The sequence below is a fragment of the Nocardiopsis alkaliphila YIM 80379 genome (assembly GCF_000341005.1).
Lineage (GTDB): Bacteria > Actinomycetota > Actinomycetes > Streptosporangiales > Streptosporangiaceae > Nocardiopsis > Nocardiopsis alkaliphila.
This window is the reverse complement of the sequence record NZ_ANBD01000054.1, coordinates 24,565-40,907: the sequence shown is the minus strand read 5'-3', so window position 1 is coordinate 40,907 and position 16,343 is coordinate 24,565. Positions and strand designations below refer to the sequence as shown.

Below are 16,343 nucleotides of genomic sequence, written 5' to 3'. Positions count from 1 at the left end.
TCACCACCACCGCACAGGATGACGACCATGATCTGGTTCGCGTTGGCGGTCGACCTGGCCGCGATCACGGTGTTGTCCTACGTCCTCTACTTCCGTCGGCACGGCCGCCGGGACCTGCTCTTGGCCTATGTGGCCTTGAACATCGGCATCTTCGCCGTGGTGTCGACGCTGGCCCGTCAAGAGGTGGGGTTGGCCGTCGGCTTCGGGTTGTTCGGTGTGTTGTCGATCCTACGACTGCGTTCGGACCTGATCGGTCAGGGCGAGATCGGCTACTACTTCGTCGCCATCGCACTGGGACTGGTGAACGCGATCGCCCCACCACCGATCATGATCGGGCTGAACGTCCTATTGTTGGGCACCCTGTACGTGGCCGGGCATCCGAGGCTGCTGCCTCGCATCCAACGGCGGATCATGACACTGGACGTGGTGCACGAGGACCCGCTGGCGCTCCGCCAAGACCTGGAAGGACGCCTTCGGTCCCGGGTGCGGCACGTGGAGGTCACCGAGGTGGACTACGTGCGCGACCTCATGGTGGTGGACGTACGGTTCCTGGAACCCGATGCGGGCCCGGTTCCGGGCCCGACATCCGGCGAGCGCCGTCGCTCCATGCCGGCCTGGTGGGGTGGGCTGTGAACCATCGAGCCGCCGAAGACCCGGCCAGGCCCCTCATCGTCGACCCTTCCCCCGCTCACTCCCCCGATCAGGCACCGCCCGGCCTGGACCGACTGCGACCCATGTCCCTGGCCGAGGTCAACGAACGCGCCGCACTGGTCACCCGCACCTGCCGCAAGTACCTGGTACCCATCGAACTGATGCCCGTGCTCTTCGCAGGGGCGGAACGGGACCTCGGGGTGCTGGAGATCGACGGACGGACCTCCTTCCTCTACTCGTCCACCTATCTGGACACTCCGGACCTGCGGACCTTTCACGACCACCGGCAGGGACGACGGCTTCGGTACAAGGTGCGCACCCGCACCTACGTGGACACGGGCACCAAGATGTTCGAGGTGAAGTCGAAGGGCGCGCGTGGTGTCACCGACAAGGCGCGGTTCGAGTTGCCCATGGAAGCGCCCTCGGATCGGTTGACCTGGCGGACCCGGGAGTTCCTCGACCGGTCGCTGGCCCGATACCGGATGGAGTCGCCGGACAGGCTGACGCCCGCCGCGGTGACCGACTACCACCGCACCACGGTGGTCTCCTTCTCCGGGGAGGAGCGGGTGACCGTGGACAGTGGATTGGTCGGGCATCGAGGAGATCGATCGGTGCGGATGCGCCCGGACGTGGTGTTGTTGGAGATCAAGACACGAGGTGGATTGACCACGACCGAGCGCCGACTCCACGAGTCAGGGTTGCGCGAGGTCCGGTTCAGCAAGTACGCGGCCACCCTGGTCGCATTGGAAACGGGACTACGGGGCAACCGTTGGATACGGGCGATGGGGCGCTGCCTGGACCATCCCGAACCGGCCCACACTCTGAAGATGGACGCATAGCCGCAGGCCAAAGCGGCACGAACACCTCTCCCGTGTTTCACGTGAAACATGGGACACACCCCACGCGTTGAGGGCCGAGCAGTCCGGTCACGGGGTGGCCGCCGCCTCGTAACCGGTCGAGACGGCGGCCCTATCGTGAGCCCCCTCCCGCTACAAGAGGGCGAACACGACTCTCCAATCCTGCCACCGCCCGCTTCAGGGATCCAGACCATGAAAGTGGCCGGAGTCTGCCATTACCGGGGTCATCCGATCCCAGGGCGGGTGAGCGCGTGGGCGACACGGCGCCAGTCCACGTCACCGAGTCCTCCCGTCCGCAGGTCCCCCTTCACCGACTCCAGGGTGCGCAGGTCGTAGTCATCGATGATGGGAGTGGAGCCGTCACGATGATCGCGCACCAACTCCGTGACGTAGGCCCGCAGCCGCTCCGGGCCACGTCGGGCCTGTTCACGTGCCTGCGTGTGCCACCGCGCGTCGTGCGGAAGCCAGGCCTCGATGACCTCGGTCGGTTCCGGATCGACCGGAGGCACTAGGACCGTCCGTTCCACAGCGACGACTCCACACGAACACCCAGTGGGCGCAGACAGTTCCTGCACTTCTGGTTCACTCCACCGTTCCAGCTCCCGCAGTAGTCGCAGTACATGTGAGCTCCTCCCGTCCCGTTTCTGCTGACGGTAGAGGTATTCGAGCCTCGACAGGGGTGGAATGGGACAAGTCGCCGACCGATGAACGCGTCCATGGTCAGTCGGTGGGGCGCAGATCCAAGCTCCGCAGCAGTTGGGCGTTGAGCGCCACGATGATGGTCGACAGGCTCATCAGGACGGCGCCCACGGCCGGAGCCAGAACGAATCCGAGGGGCGCCAGGACGCCCGCTGCCAGCGGCACCGCGACGACGTTGTAGCCGGCCGCCCACACCAGGTTCTGCACCATCTTCCGGTAACCCGCCCGTGACAACTCGCGAACGGAGATCACCGCGCGCGGATCGTCCGAGGCGAGCACCACACCGGCGGACTCGATGGCCACGTCGGTCCCGGCCCCGATGGCGATCCCGACGTCCGCGCGGGCGAGCGCGGGCGCGTCATTGACCCCGTCACCGACCATCGCCACCCGGTGCCCGCGCTCCTGAAGATCGCGAACGACCGCGTCCTTTTGGTCCGGAAGCACCTGGGCGAACACCTCGTCCAAACCGAGCTTTTCGGCCACGGCGTCGGCTACGTTACGGGCGTCACCGGTCACGAGTGCCACCCGCACTCCCTGCTCCTTGAGCCGAGCGACGGCGGAGGCCGATTCCGGGCGGACCTCGTCGGCCAGGGCCAGTGCTCCGATCACGGCCCCGTCGGCGATCACGTGCAGGACGGTCGACCCTTGTTCCCGCCAGGGCCGGGTGTGTTCGGCCAACCCTTCCGGTTCGGTGAGTTCGAGGGAGTCCAAGAGCGCGGGCCCACCCACGTACGTGTCGATTCCGTCCACGGTGGCCCGGACGCCGTGTCCGGGCAGAGAGCGGAAGTCAGAGGCCGTGGGCACCGGCCCCGCCTCGCGGGCCGCTGTGAGGATCGCCTTCGCCGAGGGGTGTTCGGAATCGGCCTCCACGGCACCGGCCAAGGCCAGGAGCCGTTCGATGGACCCATCGCCGAAGGCGGTGAGATCGACGACGGCGGGCGTGCCCTTGGTGAGGGTGCCGGTCTTGTCGAAGAGCACCGTGTCCACCGAGCGGGTGCGTTCCAACGCCGAACGGTCCTTGACGAGGATGCCGTTGCGCGCGGACAGGGAGGTGGAGATGGCGATGACCAGGGGTATCGCCAGGCCCAGAGCGTGGGGGCAGGCGATGACCAGCACGGTGACGGTCCGTTCCACGGCCTGCCCGGGTTCACCGAGCATCACCCCCCAGACCAGGGCGGTGATGACGGCTGCGGTGAGAGCGAACCAGAACAGCCAGCCGGCGGCCCGATCGGCGAGGGCCTGGGAGCGGGAGCGTGATTCCTGCGCCTGACCGACCAGGCGTTGGATCCCCGCGAGAGTGGTCTGGTCACCGACCGCGTCAACACGAACGCGAAGGGAGGAGTCGGTGGCCACGGTCCCCGCGACCACCCGATCACCTTCGGTGCGGGTGACGGCGCGGGACTCACCGGTGATCATGGACTCATCGACGTCGGCCCGCCCTTGGAGGACGACGCCGTCGGCGGGTACACGACCTCCGGAACGGACCAGAACGGTGTCGCCCGCGGCCAGGTGCGCGACGGGCACCTGTTCGACCCGACCATGGGCGCCGACACGTTCGGTCTGATCCGGCAGGAGTGAGGCGAGTGCCTCCAACGCCCCCGACGCCTGTCCGAGCGCGCGCATCTCCAGCCAGTGGCCGAGGAGCATCACCACGACCAAGAGGACGAGTTCCCACCAGAAGTCGAGTTCCGTGCCGACCACCCCGAAGGTGGCGAGCATGCTGGCCCCGAAGGCGACGGTGATCGCCATGGCCACCAGGGTCATCATGCCGGGCCGGCGGTCGCGCAATTCCGATGGAACTCCGGCGAGGAAGGGCCATCCGCCGTAGAGGAAGACCACGGTGCCCAGGGCGGGCGGCACCCAGGTGAGCGTGTCCGGCACGTGATAGCCCAGCCAACCGGCGACCATGTGACTGGTGAACACCACGGGCACGCTCAGAAGCAGGCTCCACCAGAACCGGCCACGGAACATGGCGGCGTGATCCCCATGCCCCTCATGGCCGCCGTGACCGCCATGGCCGTCGTGACCTCCAGAGCCATGGCCTTCGTGCTGCGAGTGCCCATGGGCCTGATGGCCGCCGGCCGTGTGACCTGTGCTCATCTCCTACCTCCGCCACAGAAAATACCCCCACGGGGTATATTAGGCAAGAGGCGGGACATGAAGAAGGGGCGTCAACCGATACTCTCGGTGAACGCCCCTCGTGCGACCCTTGGCACGACTCCCTATCCCTCGGCCTCGGACCCCCCGCCGTACCACGGCCACCATTGGACGGTGTGCCCATGCGGGATCATCCGGTCCAGGCGGATCGTGAGCCGCAGCGCGAACCCTCCCGCGATCATCCCGGCCAGCAGATCCGTGAACCAGTGGAAGTGCAGGTAGATCGAGACGGTGGACTGGAGTACGGCGATACCCACGATGCAGTACGCCAACCGTTTGATGATGTGCGGTCTGGCCGCCCCGAACCTGATGATCAGGAACAGCACCAGCCCGTAGATGAGGATCGCGTTGGCTCCGTGCCCCGAAGGGAAGGCCACGTTGCCCATCCCCGCGAAGAAGTCGGGGTCGAAATTCTTGGCGTGGCCCCGATTGAAGAACAACTTCATCACCGAGACCATCGACATCATGCCGAAGACGCCGCCCGCCCCCAGGATGATGGGTCTCCAACTTCGGTGCCAGTAGGCCAACTGCAGAGCGGTCACCCCCAGAACCGGCAGAGCCACGTAACGGGAGGCCACGTTGTCCGGCCAGAAGATCAGCGGTTCGCGCAGGAGGTCCCAGTAGGGTCGATGCAGCTCGTTGAGGAAGTTGTCCACCGGATGCAGTGGTCCAGCGGCGAGCATCGTCATCACGATGAGCGCCACGAAGAGGATGATCGCGATGCGGTCCGAGGCGAGCCCCCACGCGATCTCGCTCACGCTCGGCCACTTCACGGCGCGCACGACGGGCGGGCCGGGGGCGAACTCCTTGGCTCGTACCACGGGAATCGGACCGCTGTAGGGTCCGGACACGGGTGTACGCCGCTCCGGCTCGTGCGGCGGAGGCGTCTGTCTGGACCATGTGCGCCGGGTCCTCGAAGAATGCGTCATGTGCTCAGTGCTGTCTCACACGTCGTGGGCTCGCCTGTGGCACTGCTGAGGTGTGGGGGACGGGCTAGCCATGGTTGTTGGGACTTGTTCTGACGTCCTCGGGACCACCGCCGGATGCCGGTAAGGTACCGAGGGGGTCCTTGCCCCCGCACCTGGTTCGACGGCGGAACCCTCCGCCTGGTTCGCGACCCTCGCGAACGCTCGTTCAACGGGTCCGATCTCCGACGAGCGGAACTGGTCATCGAATGGCGTCGCCACCGGCGCCGACTTCCACTCCAGTTCTGTTCGCGCAGGTCAAGACACCCTCTTCGGGCCGTGGCCGTGACATGGATTACACTCCGTCCGGCCTTGTCTGAATATCGCCGACAGATGAGCCTACCTGGAGACACCGAGCATCGACGGCTCGGGCGGCCAAGTGTGACCCTTCTACCTTGGACTCTGCCGGTGCCACCCTCACCGTCTTCACCCACTTCGCCGGGGCGCGATGGTTTCGTGAGCACTTCGTTACCACCCTGGGTCCGGCCGTCCGGGCGACCCATCCACGTGTGGCACCCTTCAAGGAGCCTGTCAGACAGTGAAGTGCGTCGGCTCGTGCGCCGGTCGCGCACGGGACGGAGAACGGAAGGGCCCTGGATGGTCGACCTCCCACAGTTGCCGGACGATCCTTCGAAGCTGGCCCGTGAGCCCTTGAGGGAGCAGATCCGGCAGGTACTGGTCGAAGGGCTGCTGTCCGGCCGCTGGAAGCCGGGTGAGCGCATCGTCGAACGACGTATCGCCACCGAACTCAAGGTGAGCCAGGCCCCGGTCCGCGAAGCACTACGCGAATTGGAGACCCTGCGCCTGATCGAGACGGTGCCGAACAAGGGAGCCAGGGTCAGGGCGTTCGGTGTCCAGGACATGGCGGAGATCTACCCCGTTCGCGCTGGTCTGGAGTTGGTCGCGGCCCAATTGGCCGCTCCACGTCTGGCCCAAGACCCCTCGCCGTTGGAGCGAGAGGTCGAAGCCCTACGGGCGGCGACCGTGCGAGGCGACGTCACCGAGCAGATCCGCCACAGCGTGGAGTTCCACCGCGAGATCGTGCGTGCCGCCGACAACAGCGTGCTCCTGCACACCTGGGAATCGCTCGGTGTGGAGGTGTGGACCGCCCTTTCGGTGCGTTGGCTCAACATGGAGCTGCACGCCAAGGCGGCCGACCACGCCCAGATCACCCAGGCCTTCCGTGAAGGCGATCCGGCCGTGGGCCGGATGCTCAGCGACCACGTCCTCAACTACGTGGAAGCGGCGCTGAAGACCCACGAGGGCAACCGCTAGCGCGGGCGGACCTCACCTTCGGCTCTACCCGATGTCGGTCGGGCTACTCGACGTGCACGGGGTTCCTCGGCGCTCCGCGACCTTTCACCAGTGCGTCTCGACACGAGCAGGGGTGGCGCACCGAATTTCCGTTATCTCCCGTAAGGTTGCATTGATCGATCATCGATCAGACCGTAGAGTATGCGCGACGCACATCACATCCGAGTGCGCGCCCTGAGGGTGTGGGGTCGTTCATCCGGCCGGTGAACGAACCTGACGACCTATCCAGGGATGCATACGGAACCCCAGACCGGGAAGCAATCCCCTCAAGGGTTACGGCGCAACAACTGCACACGCGACCCGACACACTTCGCGCCCTCGCTCGGCCCCGCCAAGGCCACGATGGGTGCGCCCCGCAACAGCCACGAGTGTCGCCGCCGATGAGCCCGGTGGCGACACACGCCCCGACCACGCCCGACAGCGAGGCCGGAGCGGGCCACGTCACCCGACCCACAGGCCGGGAAGGCGGGCCTTCTCTCACGTAGAAAGGCACACCATGGCTGACACGGCCAAGCCGAAGGGCGGCGGCGCCCGGACCTCCGGGTCCAAGCGGCGCAGCCGCAAGACCACCGGACTCGAGAACGAGAAGCCGGAGACCCTCCTCGACTACTACCGTCAGATGCTGTTCATCCGGCGCTTCGAGGAGCGCACGGGCCAGGCCTACACCCAGGCCCGGATCGGTGGTTACTGCCACCTCAACCTCGGTGAGGAGGCCACCATCGTCGGCCTGATGACGGCCCTCCAAGAACGCGACTACCTGTTCACGAACTACCGTGACCACGGGTACGCGATCGGCAAGGGTATGGACCCCAAGCGGGTCATGGCCGAGCTCTATGGACGCGTCGACGGCGTGGCCAAGGGCTGGGGCGGTTCGATGCACATGTACGACACCCAGACCCGTATGNGGGCCCCCTGCCACTGGCCACCGGTGCGGCCCTGGCCGTCACCTACCGTGGCGGCGATGAGGTCGTCATGTGCCAGATGGGCGATGGCACCACCAACATCGGCGCCTGGCACGAGTCCCTCAACATCGCCAAGCTGTGGGACCTGCCCGTCGTCTTCGTAGTGATCAACAACTTCACCGGTATGGGTACCACCGTGGAGATGTCCTCCGCCGAACCCGACCTGTACAAGCGGGGCGCCGCCTTCCGCATCGAGGGCGAACGGGTGGACGGACGTGACGTCCTGGCCGTGCGCGACACCGCCACCAGACTGGTCGAGCGCGCCCGCAAGGAACAGACACCGTTCCTGTTGGAGGCGTGGAGCTATCGGCAGAAGGGCCACTCGGTCGTCGACCCCGCCAAGTACCGCTCCGAAGAGCAGCGCGAGGAGGCTCGGTCCGACGAGAACGACCCGATCGTGATCTTCGACCGTGTGCTGACCAAGGCCGGCGTCCTCACGGACGAACTCCGCGACGAGATCACCGCCTCCGTCAAGGAGGAGGTCACCGAGGCCGCCGACTTCGCGGAGAACAGTCCGCACCCGGACCCCTCCACGCTCTTCGACTACACGTACGCCACCCCGGTCCCCAACGAGTCGCGGCGCATGCCCGCCGATCCGGTGTTCGCGGAATAGGGAAGGAACCAGTCACATGTCCGTGATCACATACCGCCAGGCTCTACGGGACACCTTGCGCGCCGAGATGGTACGCGACGAGAACGTCCTCGTCATCGGCGAGGAGATCGGTGTCTTCGAAGGCTCCTACAAGATCACCGAGGGCCTCCTCAAGGAGTTCGGTCCCAAGCGGGTCAAGGACGCTCCGATCGCCGAGGAAGGCTTCGTCGGCGCGGCCGTCGGCGCCGCCATGCTGGGCCTGCGCCCGGTCGTCGAACTGATGACGATCAATTTCTCGCTGATCGCCATCGACCAGATCGTCAACCACGCCGCCAAGATCTACGGCATGTTCGGCGGCCAGACCAGCGTGCCCATGGTCATCCGCACTCCCGGAGGTGGCGGCCAGCAGTTGGGCGCCACGCACTCCCAGAACATCGAACTCTTCTACTCCTTCATCCCCGGCCTCAAGGTGATGGCTCCCAGCACCCCGGCCGAAGCCTCCTCCATGCTGCGCGCGGCCATCCGCGACGACGACCCGGTCCTGTTCCTGGAGAACCTGGGCCTGTACAACTCCAAGGGCGAGGTCCCCGACGACTACGCCGAGCCGGAGAACGACACCGTCGCGACCATCGGCCGCGCCGCGGTCACCCGTGAGGGGAGCGACATCACGTTGATCGGTTACTCCCGGATGGCCATGGTCGCCGAAAAGGTCGCCGAGAAATTGGCCGAGGAGGACATCAGCGTCGAGGTCGTGGACCTGCGCAGCCTACGTCCGCTGGACCGGCAGACCTTCGTGGACTCGGTCAAGAAGACCGGCGCCGCGGTGGTCTGCGAGGACGACTGGCTCACCTACGGGATCGGTGCGGAGATCGCCGCGTCGATCCAGGAGGGGGCCTTCGACTACCTGGACGCACCGGTCCGTCGAGTGGCCATGGCAGAGGTACCGATGCCCTACGCCAAGCCTCTGGAGACCGCGGCCCTGCCGTCGATCGAGTCGATCAGCACCGTGATCAAGGAGACCCTGAGCGCCGTCGGCAAACGGGTCGGGTAGAGGGAGTAACCAGTGAGCGAAATCCACATGCCGCGCCTCTCCGACACCATGGAGGAAGGCGTCATCTCCACCTGGGTGAAGAAGGTGGGGGACGAGGTCTCCACCGGTGACGTTCTGGTCGAGATCGAGACCGACAAGGCCGTCATGGAGTTCGAGTCCTACGAGGACGGTTACCTGGTCGAGCAGAGGGTCTCCGAGGGCGACACCGTGCCGATCGGCGAGGTCATCGGCGTCCTCGCCGACTCTCCGGACGCGGTGCCCGAGAAGCCCGGTGGCTCGGAGGCTCCCGAGGCCGAGGAGAAGGGCACCCAGGACAAGGCGCCCGCGAAGGCCCAAGAGTCCGAGGACAAGGGGTCCGCTGAGGCCGAAGAGCCCAAGGCGGCCGACGAGTCCGAGGACGAGTCCACCGAATCCGCGCCCCCGGCTCGTCCGCGTACCTCTCCGCTGGCCCGCCGGTTGGCCAAGGAGTACGGCCTGGACATCGGCAAGATCAAGGGATCCGGGCCCAAGGGTCGGATCGTGCGCGCCGACATCGAAGCCGCCGCCAAGGGTGGCGCCGCCGAGCAGGAGGCACCGACGACCCAGGAGAGCATCCCGAGCGCTCCGGCCCAGACCGCCCCCGCCGCCGACCGAGGGTCCTTCGACGATGGTCGCGACTCCGAGGAGCTCAAGACCAGCAACGTGCGCAAGGTGATCGCGCGCCGGCTGACCGAGAGCAAGCAGACGGTTCCGCACTTCTACCTGCGCCGTGCGATCGACGCCGAAGCCCTCAAGGCCTTCCGCGCTCAGATCAACGAGCAGTTGGCGAGCACCGGTGTGAAGGTCAGTTTCAACGACCTGATCGTGAAGGCGTGCGCCACCGCGCTCAAGCTGCACCCCGCGGTCAACACTTCCTGGGTGGACGACAAGCTGGTCCAGCACCACCGGATCAACGTCGGTGTGGCGGTCGCCGTGGACGCCGGTCTGGTCGTTCCCGTACTGCACGACACCGACAAGGCCACGTTGTCGGAGATCTCCTCGCGTACGCGTGATCTGGCCGGCAAGGCGCGTGACAACAAGCTCAAGCCGCAGGAGATGAGTGGCGGCACGTTCAGCGTGTCCAATCTGGGCATGTTCGGGGTGGACAGCTTCTCGGCGGTGATCAACCCGCCGGAGGCCGCCATCCTCGCGGTGGGCGCCATGCGTCAGGAGCCGGTGGTCGTGGACGGTGAGGTGGGGGTGCGCAACCGCATCGCGCTGGAGCTGTCGGTGGACCATCGGGCGGTGGACGGTGCCGTCGGCGCCGCCTTCCTCAAGGAACTCGCGGAGATCCTGGAAGAGCCCATGCGGATCATCCTGTAGGACACCCGCGCCATCTTCGCGGGTCGAAGCGGCGAGACGCCCCGGTCGGAGCTTTCTCCGACCGGGGCGTCCGACGTTGCCGGCATGATCGACGCGTCACCATGGAAAGGGCGCACATCATGACGAATCTTCTCTGGCCCGCTGAGCGGATCGCCACACTCGGCACACTGCTCTGGAAGCTGGACCCCGGGAAGTGGACCGAGGCCGACCTGTCCCGGATGGCGGTCGACCAGGGCTGGCGGTGGGAGTCCGAGGAATGGGGGCCGGTCCTGCGCACACGCTCCCACGGGGACGCCTGGTTGCGCCCGATCAGCGATCACATGGGGATCCACGTGGTCCATGAGGAGTACGTGGGCCTGCACTTCCCGTTGGGCCGTGTCGAGGGCCAGACACGCGAACGGGTCGAGGCGTTCCGGGACGCGGGCCGTGCCCTGCGCCAAGCATTGGGCGAACCGAACGTCATCGGTGCCGACGACACGAGGGTTCCCTTTCATGGTGAGGCACCGCTCTGGGGCGCCCCCTTCCTGCGCTGGCGCCGGAGCGAGCACAGCCTGGAACTACGCGCCGGACTCCAAGGCCCGGTCCTGTGCCTGATGCCGACCTCCCCTGCCGAGGGTTGGTATTGGTACCACCGTGAGCACGGAGGCGACACGACAGCCGGTTTCCTCGGTGTGTCCCTGACCGGTGACGTCGGCGGCATGTCCCTCGCGGGGATCACCGGCTCCGATGACTGGAAGTCCTACACTCGCCGACTGGTCGAGGCCTTCCGCACCATGCCCGCCGAACTGACCGCGTTGGACCTTCGACGGTCCTTCGGCTTCCACGGACGTTTCCCTGGTGAGGAGAGCGGACCGTGGGTCTTCCACCTGGAAATCGGCGAGCACGTGGAACTGAACCTGGACGAGGCGGCCGGCGACGCGCTCACCAAGCGCCCTGATACGCCCTCTCCCGAGGAGCTGGGTTGGGTCGAGGCCACCGAGGAACGTCATCTGCGGTTCGGCATCTCCCACTGCGGCCCCCGCTATCGTTTCGACGAGGTCAACCCGGTACGTCTGGCGATGCTCGTGTTGGAGACCGCCGAGGCCCTGGGCATCCACTCCCCCGATGACCTTTCGCTGACCGACGGTGGCGACACCATTCCTCGGCCCGGTGGCGATTGGCGTACCGCTTACACGGTCAGCGACTACGGGCTCGGAGTCACTGGTAACCCCTGACCTCCATGGGTACCGTCCGCCCATGAGCCTTGTACTACATCTAACCGAGATGTCCCGTTGGCGACGTGGCGGGGACATCGAGGCGGAATCCTTGTCCACTCAGGGCTTCCTGCACGCCTCCGCCGACGAAACCGTCATGCTCGCCGTGGCCAACGCGCTCTACGCCGAACCGACCGAACCCCTCGTGGTCCTGGTGGTGGACACCGAGCGGGTCGACGCCGAGATCCGTTGGGAGGCCGCCGATCCCGCTCCCCCGCCCGGGGTCGGTCCGAACGTGCTCTTCCCACACGTCTTCGGTCCGATCCCGCGTCGTGCGGTGGTGGCGGTGCGGCGGCCGGTCCGTGATCGATGGGGACGTTACAGCGCCCTGGAGGATGTCGAGGAGTCCGGTCACCCTCATTGATCCACGCCGGTTCGGTTCCGTATCGGAGACGCGTCGCCCGGTGGAAGCGGTGTCGTGTCCACAGGCTGTGGACGACCCACTTCGGTTGACCGTGTGCCGGAACCCGGGCTTGCGCGGTCGAACATGACGGGGCCCTGGAGGCCGGAGATCTCCTCCGCACCGCCCAGGGCTCCGTTTTCACTTCTCGAAGCGCGAACGCTCAGGCGGGTTCGAGCCGCTCCTGCTTTGGCACGACATCGCTGTGCTGGCCGACACTGACGGGGATCCTGTGCCGGGCTCGACCCTTGTCGATGCCGAGGAACCGGTTGAGGTGACCCTTCTTGCCGACCACGAACCAGGAAATGGCCCCGAAGAAAGGGAACCAGAGGATGAAAACCGTCCACAAAAGCTTGCCACCCTTGGAGGTGTCGTCGTTGGCCATGGTGGAGATGATCGCGGTGATCATCAACAGAGCGACGACCAACAACGCGGCCCCGAGTAGGGCACCGAGGATCCCACTCATCCAAAGGACCGTAGGTTCGGCGTTGTTCGCCAACCGGGTCGCCTGTGCCAACGGCGGCAATTCCAACAGGTTCACGATCATGACTCCCCCGAGCAATGTGTAGTTGCTTCGCTACTAAGAGTAATAACCTGACCGGTCAAGCACACACATTCCTTTGGTTTCGGGCGTTTCCCCTGTCGCCCTCGGGAACTCCGATTCCATGGTCCCCCGTTGGCAGAACCGGCTACTTTCCGGTAGTGCCCCCCACCAGGTCTTTCCACTGCTTTACTGGAACCATGGGCGAGCTTTGGCGATCTGGCAGGTTCACTCCGTCCTCCCGACTCCACGTCGACACCGGCCGAGGAGGAGACATCGACCCCCACCTCCCGCGCCCCGAGCCCAGAACGGGTCCGCCCCGCCGAGCCCCACGGTCGAAGGTCCGGTGAGAGGTGGCCAGGCGACCCCGATACCTCTGGTTGGCCGAACAACTGCGCACACCCATCCTCAGCGGAAAAATGGCGCCGGGCAGCCGCCTGCCCTCCCGAACCCATCTGGCCCGCACCTACCGGGTCAGTGAACAGATCTCCCGGACCGCGCTGCGACTCCTGGTCACCGAAGGACTCATCGAATCCCGCCCCGGTTCTGGATACTTCGTACGCGCCGTCCCCGAGGTCTACCGGCTGCCTCGCACCGACGCCACCTCGGGTTTCGGTTTGGGAGCACTCCACCGGGAACGGCTCGGCACCGAACAACAACGATGCTCCGGCCGGGTCGGCACCCGGCTCCGTCTACGCGACGGCGATCCCGTCTACCGAACCACCTCACTCGGGCTCGCCTCGGATCGGCCGGTCACCCTGCACCACTCCTGGGAACCGGCGGTCCTCACCGCGGGCACCCTGCGCACCCCCTTCGACGCCCCCGAGGACGGCCCCGTGGAGCGACTCGGCGCGGCGGGCCATCCGGTGGACCGGGTCGTGGAGGAGGTCGGAGTCCGTTCCCTTCGCGACGCCGAAGCGACCCTGCTCGACAGCACTCCGGGAATGCCCGTGCTCGTCGTCGAACGCACCCACTACAGCGGAAACCGTCCCGTGGAGACCTCCGACCTCATCGGGTCCGCCGAGCACTGTCGACTCCTCTACAGATTGTCCTTGGCGCACCCCCGAGGGCGCAGGCCTCCGGCGTGACCGGTCTCCTCAGGAATCGCAGCCTCCCGAAACGACCCCTTCCGAACGACTAAGGGCGGCGGTCCGCCTCCTCTCGGAGAAACGAACCACCGCCCTCGGTGCTGTGCGCCCGGTCCTGCTAGGAGGTGAACTCCTTGGCGACGACCTCGGCGATCTGCGCGGTGTTCAGCGCGGCCCCCTTGCGCAGGTTGTCACCGCACAGGAAGAGGTCGAGCGACTTCGGGTCGTCGAGCGACTGACGGATCCGGCCGACCCAGGTCGGGTCGGTGCCCACCACGTCGTTCGGGGTCGGGAATTCGCCCTTGGCGGGGTCGTCCAAGACCTCGACGCCCTCGGCTCCGCCGAGCAGCTTGCGGGCGTCGTCGGCGGCGACCTCGTTTTCGAAGGTGGCGTGCACGACCAGCGAGTGCGTGGTGATCACCGGTACACGGACACAGGTCGCGGAGACCTTCAGGTCCGCGAGGCCCAGGATCTTGCGGGACTCGTTACGGACCTTCAACTCCTCCGAGGACCAACCGTCGTCCTTGAGCGAACCCGCCCACGGCACGACGTTGTAGGCCAGCGGCGCCGGGAACGGACCGAGTTCGTCAACGGCGGAACGCATGTCGCCCGCCTTGTCACCGAGGGTGCGGTCCTGCCCGGCCTTGGCCATCTGGTCGCGCAGGACGTCGATGCCCTCCTGACCCGCGCCAGAAGCGGCCTGATAGGAGGAGACCACGAGCTCCTTGACACCGTAGGTGCGGTGCAGGGCACCGATCGCCACGATCATCGACAGGGTCGTGCAGTTCGGGTTGGCGATGATACCCCGCGGGCGGTTGCGGACCTGATCCGAGTTGACCTCGGGGACCACCAGCGGAACGTCGGGGTCGAGCCGGAACGCACCGGAGTTGTCGACCGCGACCGCGCCACGAGCGGCGGCGATCGGCGCCCATTCCTTGGAGACCTCGTCGGGGACGTCGAACATGGCGACGTCGACCCCGTCGAAGACCTCGGGGGTCAGGGCCTGGACCACGACGTCCTCGCCGCGTACGCTCAAGACCTTGCCGGCGCTACGCGCGGAGGCGACCAGACGGATCTCGCCCCAGACGTTCTCACGCTGGGTGAGGATCTCGCGCATGACGGTGCCAACGGCGCCGGTCGCACCGACCAAGGCCAGGGTGGGAAGACGGTTACTCATCGGCCGGTACCTCCATAAACGATGGCCTCTACCTGGTCTGCGTCGAGCTGGAACTCACTGTGCGCGGCCTGGACCGCGGCGTCGACCTGGTCCTCCTCGACGACCACCGAGATGCGGATCTCCGAGGTGGAGATCATCTCGACGTTGGTGCCGGAGCCGGCGATCGCGTCGAAGAAGCGGGCGGTCACACCCGGGTAGGAACGCATGCCGGCGCCGATCAGCGAAACCTTGCCGATCTTGTCGTCGTAGCGCAGGGAGTCGTAGCCGACCTTCTCCTGGACCTTCTTCAGAGCGTCCACGGCCTGCTTGCCGAAGTCCTTGGGGACGGTGAAGGAGATGTCGGTGCGGGAAGTGGAGACCGCCGACACGTTCTGCACGATCATGTCGATGTTGATCTCGGCGTCCGCGAGCGCCTTGAAGATCGTCGCGGCCTCACCGATACGGTCGGGGACACCGACGACGGTGATCTTGGCTTCGCTCCGGTCGTGGGATACCCCGGAGATGATCGGCTGTTCCATGCCTTCGCTTTCCTCGACTTCCGAAACGACCCACGTCCCGGGCTTCTGACTGAACGACGAGCGGACGTGCAGGGGGATGTTGTACTGGCGCGCGTACTCGACGCAACGCAGGTGCAGGATCTTGGTTCCGCCGGCGACCATCTCCAACATCTCCTCATAGGAGATCTTCGGAATGCGCTGTGCGGTGGGCACGACACGCGGGTCGGCGGTGAACACGCCGTCCACGTCGCTGTAGATCTCGCAGGCGTCGGCGTCGAGCGCGCCGGCGAGGGCCACTGCGGTCGTGTCGGAACCGCCGCGTCCCAGGGACGTGATGTCCTTCGTGTCCTGGGAAACGCCCTGGAAGCCGGCGACGATACAGATCGCGCCCTCGCCGATGGCTTCCTGGATACGTCCGGGTGTCACGTCGATGATCTTGGCGTTGCCGTGCAACGACGTGGTGATGACTCCGGCTTGGGAACCGGTGAAGGACCGGGCTTCGTAACCGAGGTTCTCGATGGCCATCGCCACAAGGGCCATGGACATGCGCTCCCCCGCGGTGACGAGCATGTCGAGCTCGCGAGCCGGCGGCATCGGGGAGACCTGTTCGGCCAGGTCCAGCAGTTCGTCGGTCGTGTCGCCCATCGCGGAGACGACGACCACGACGTCATGTCCCGCCTTTTTCTGAGCCACGATCCTTTGGGCTACTCGCTTGATGGCTTCCGCGTCGGCCACGGAAGACCCACCGTACTTCTGCACGATTAGGGCCACGATCGATGCTCCTGAGGAGTTGGGACC

The 16,343-nt window shown here is 66.4% G+C and carries 14 protein-coding genes and 1 pseudogene; 9 read left to right on the top strand and 6 right to left on the bottom strand.

Annotated elements, in window-relative coordinates; genetic code table 11:
- The first annotated feature begins 27 nt into the window (after positions 1-27).
- Together D472_RS0108635 and D472_RS25085 are read left to right on the top strand one after the other, a co-directional pair.
- Positions 28-633: a DUF4956 domain-containing protein gene (locus tag D472_RS0108635; protein ID WP_033303422.1), complete on the top strand. Its 606-nt coding sequence runs from the start codon at positions 28-30 to the stop codon at positions 631-633.
- Positions 630-1,490, top strand: a complete 861-nt coding sequence (locus tag D472_RS25085; protein WP_017604084.1) for a polyphosphate polymerase domain-containing protein — start codon at positions 630-632, stop codon at positions 1,488-1,490. Before D472_RS0108635 ends, D472_RS25085 begins: the two co-directional genes overlap by 4 nt.
- A 242-nt stretch (positions 1,491-1,732) precedes the next feature.
- Here D472_RS25085 and D472_RS0108625 read toward each other — a convergent pair whose 3' ends face one another.
- From D472_RS0108625 to D472_RS0108615, 3 genes are all read right to left on the bottom strand, one after another.
- On the bottom strand, positions 1,733-2,035 hold the full coding sequence (locus tag D472_RS0108625; protein ID WP_338036512.1) for a hypothetical protein: 303 nt from the start codon (positions 2,033-2,035) through the stop codon (positions 1,733-1,735).
- 193 nt (positions 2,036-2,228) lie between these two features.
- A complete protein-coding gene (locus D472_RS0108620) occupies positions 2,229-4,178 on the bottom strand; it encodes a heavy metal translocating P-type ATPase (RefSeq protein WP_017604082.1) in 1,950 nt (649 codons plus the stop codon).
- A gap of 251 nt (positions 4,179-4,429) precedes the next feature.
- Positions 4,430-5,215 carry a phosphatase PAP2 family protein gene (locus D472_RS0108615; protein ID WP_017604081.1) on the bottom strand — a complete coding sequence of 262 codons (786 nt, stop codon included), beginning with the start codon at positions 5,213-5,215 and terminating at the stop codon, positions 4,430-4,432.
- Positions 5,216-5,926: 711 nt separating this feature from the next.
- On the opposite strand from D472_RS0108615, the gene D472_RS0108610 reads away from it, so the two are divergent.
- The 6 genes and pseudogenes from D472_RS0108610 (at position 5,927) to D472_RS0108585 (ending at position 12,206) form a co-directional block, all read left to right on the top strand.
- The gene (locus tag D472_RS0108610; RefSeq protein WP_017604080.1) at positions 5,927-6,604 is read left to right on the top strand and encodes a GntR family transcriptional regulator; all 678 of its coding nucleotides are present in this window, start codon (positions 5,927-5,929) and stop codon (positions 6,602-6,604) included.
- Positions 6,605-7,139: 535 nt separating this feature from the next.
- A pseudogene (locus D472_RS26675) lies at positions 7,140-8,218 on the top strand (thiamine pyrophosphate-dependent enzyme).
- 16 nt (positions 8,219-8,234) lie between these two features.
- Positions 8,235-9,248 (top strand): alpha-ketoacid dehydrogenase subunit beta, encoded by a 1,014-nt coding sequence (locus D472_RS0108600; RefSeq protein WP_017604079.1) that lies wholly within the window; start codon positions 8,235-8,237, stop codon positions 9,246-9,248.
- Positions 9,249-9,260: 12 nt separating this feature from the next.
- Positions 9,261-10,589 carry a dihydrolipoamide acetyltransferase family protein gene (locus D472_RS0108595; protein ID WP_017604078.1) on the top strand — a complete coding sequence of 443 codons (1,329 nt, stop codon included), beginning with the start codon at positions 9,261-9,263 and terminating at the stop codon, positions 10,587-10,589.
- A 119-nt stretch (positions 10,590-10,708) separates the two neighbouring features.
- Positions 10,709-11,803 carry a hypothetical protein gene (locus D472_RS0108590; RefSeq protein WP_017604077.1) on the top strand — a complete coding sequence of 365 codons (1,095 nt, stop codon included), beginning with the start codon at positions 10,709-10,711 and terminating at the stop codon, positions 11,801-11,803.
- Positions 11,804-11,825: 22 nt separating this feature from the next.
- Positions 11,826-12,206 (top strand): DUF952 domain-containing protein, encoded by a 381-nt coding sequence (locus D472_RS0108585; protein WP_033303420.1) that lies wholly within the window; start codon positions 11,826-11,828, stop codon positions 12,204-12,206.
- Between the two features lie 199 nt (positions 12,207-12,405).
- On the opposite strand, the gene D472_RS0108580 is transcribed toward D472_RS0108585, so the two are convergent.
- Entirely contained in the window at positions 12,406-12,789 is a 384-nt protein-coding gene (locus tag D472_RS0108580; RefSeq protein ID WP_017604075.1) for a PLD nuclease N-terminal domain-containing protein, read from the bottom strand.
- Between the two features lie 347 nt (positions 12,790-13,136).
- On the opposite strand from D472_RS0108580, the gene D472_RS0108575 reads away from it, so the two are divergent.
- Positions 13,137-13,871, top strand: coding sequence for a GntR family transcriptional regulator (locus tag D472_RS0108575; RefSeq protein WP_017604074.1), 735 nt, complete (start codon positions 13,137-13,139; stop codon positions 13,869-13,871).
- 118 nt (positions 13,872-13,989) lie between these two features.
- Here the strand turns inward: D472_RS0108575 and D472_RS0108570 are convergent, their stop codons facing one another.
- Positions 13,990-15,048, bottom strand: coding sequence for an aspartate-semialdehyde dehydrogenase (locus D472_RS0108570; RefSeq protein WP_017604073.1), 1,059 nt, complete (start codon positions 15,046-15,048; stop codon positions 13,990-13,992).
- Positions 15,045-16,316 (bottom strand): aspartate kinase, encoded by a 1,272-nt coding sequence (locus tag D472_RS0108565; RefSeq protein ID WP_083903415.1) that lies wholly within the window; start codon positions 16,314-16,316, stop codon positions 15,045-15,047. The genes D472_RS0108570 and D472_RS0108565 overlap by 4 nt, the downstream gene beginning before the upstream one ends.
- Between the last annotated feature and the right edge of the window lie 27 nt (positions 16,317-16,343).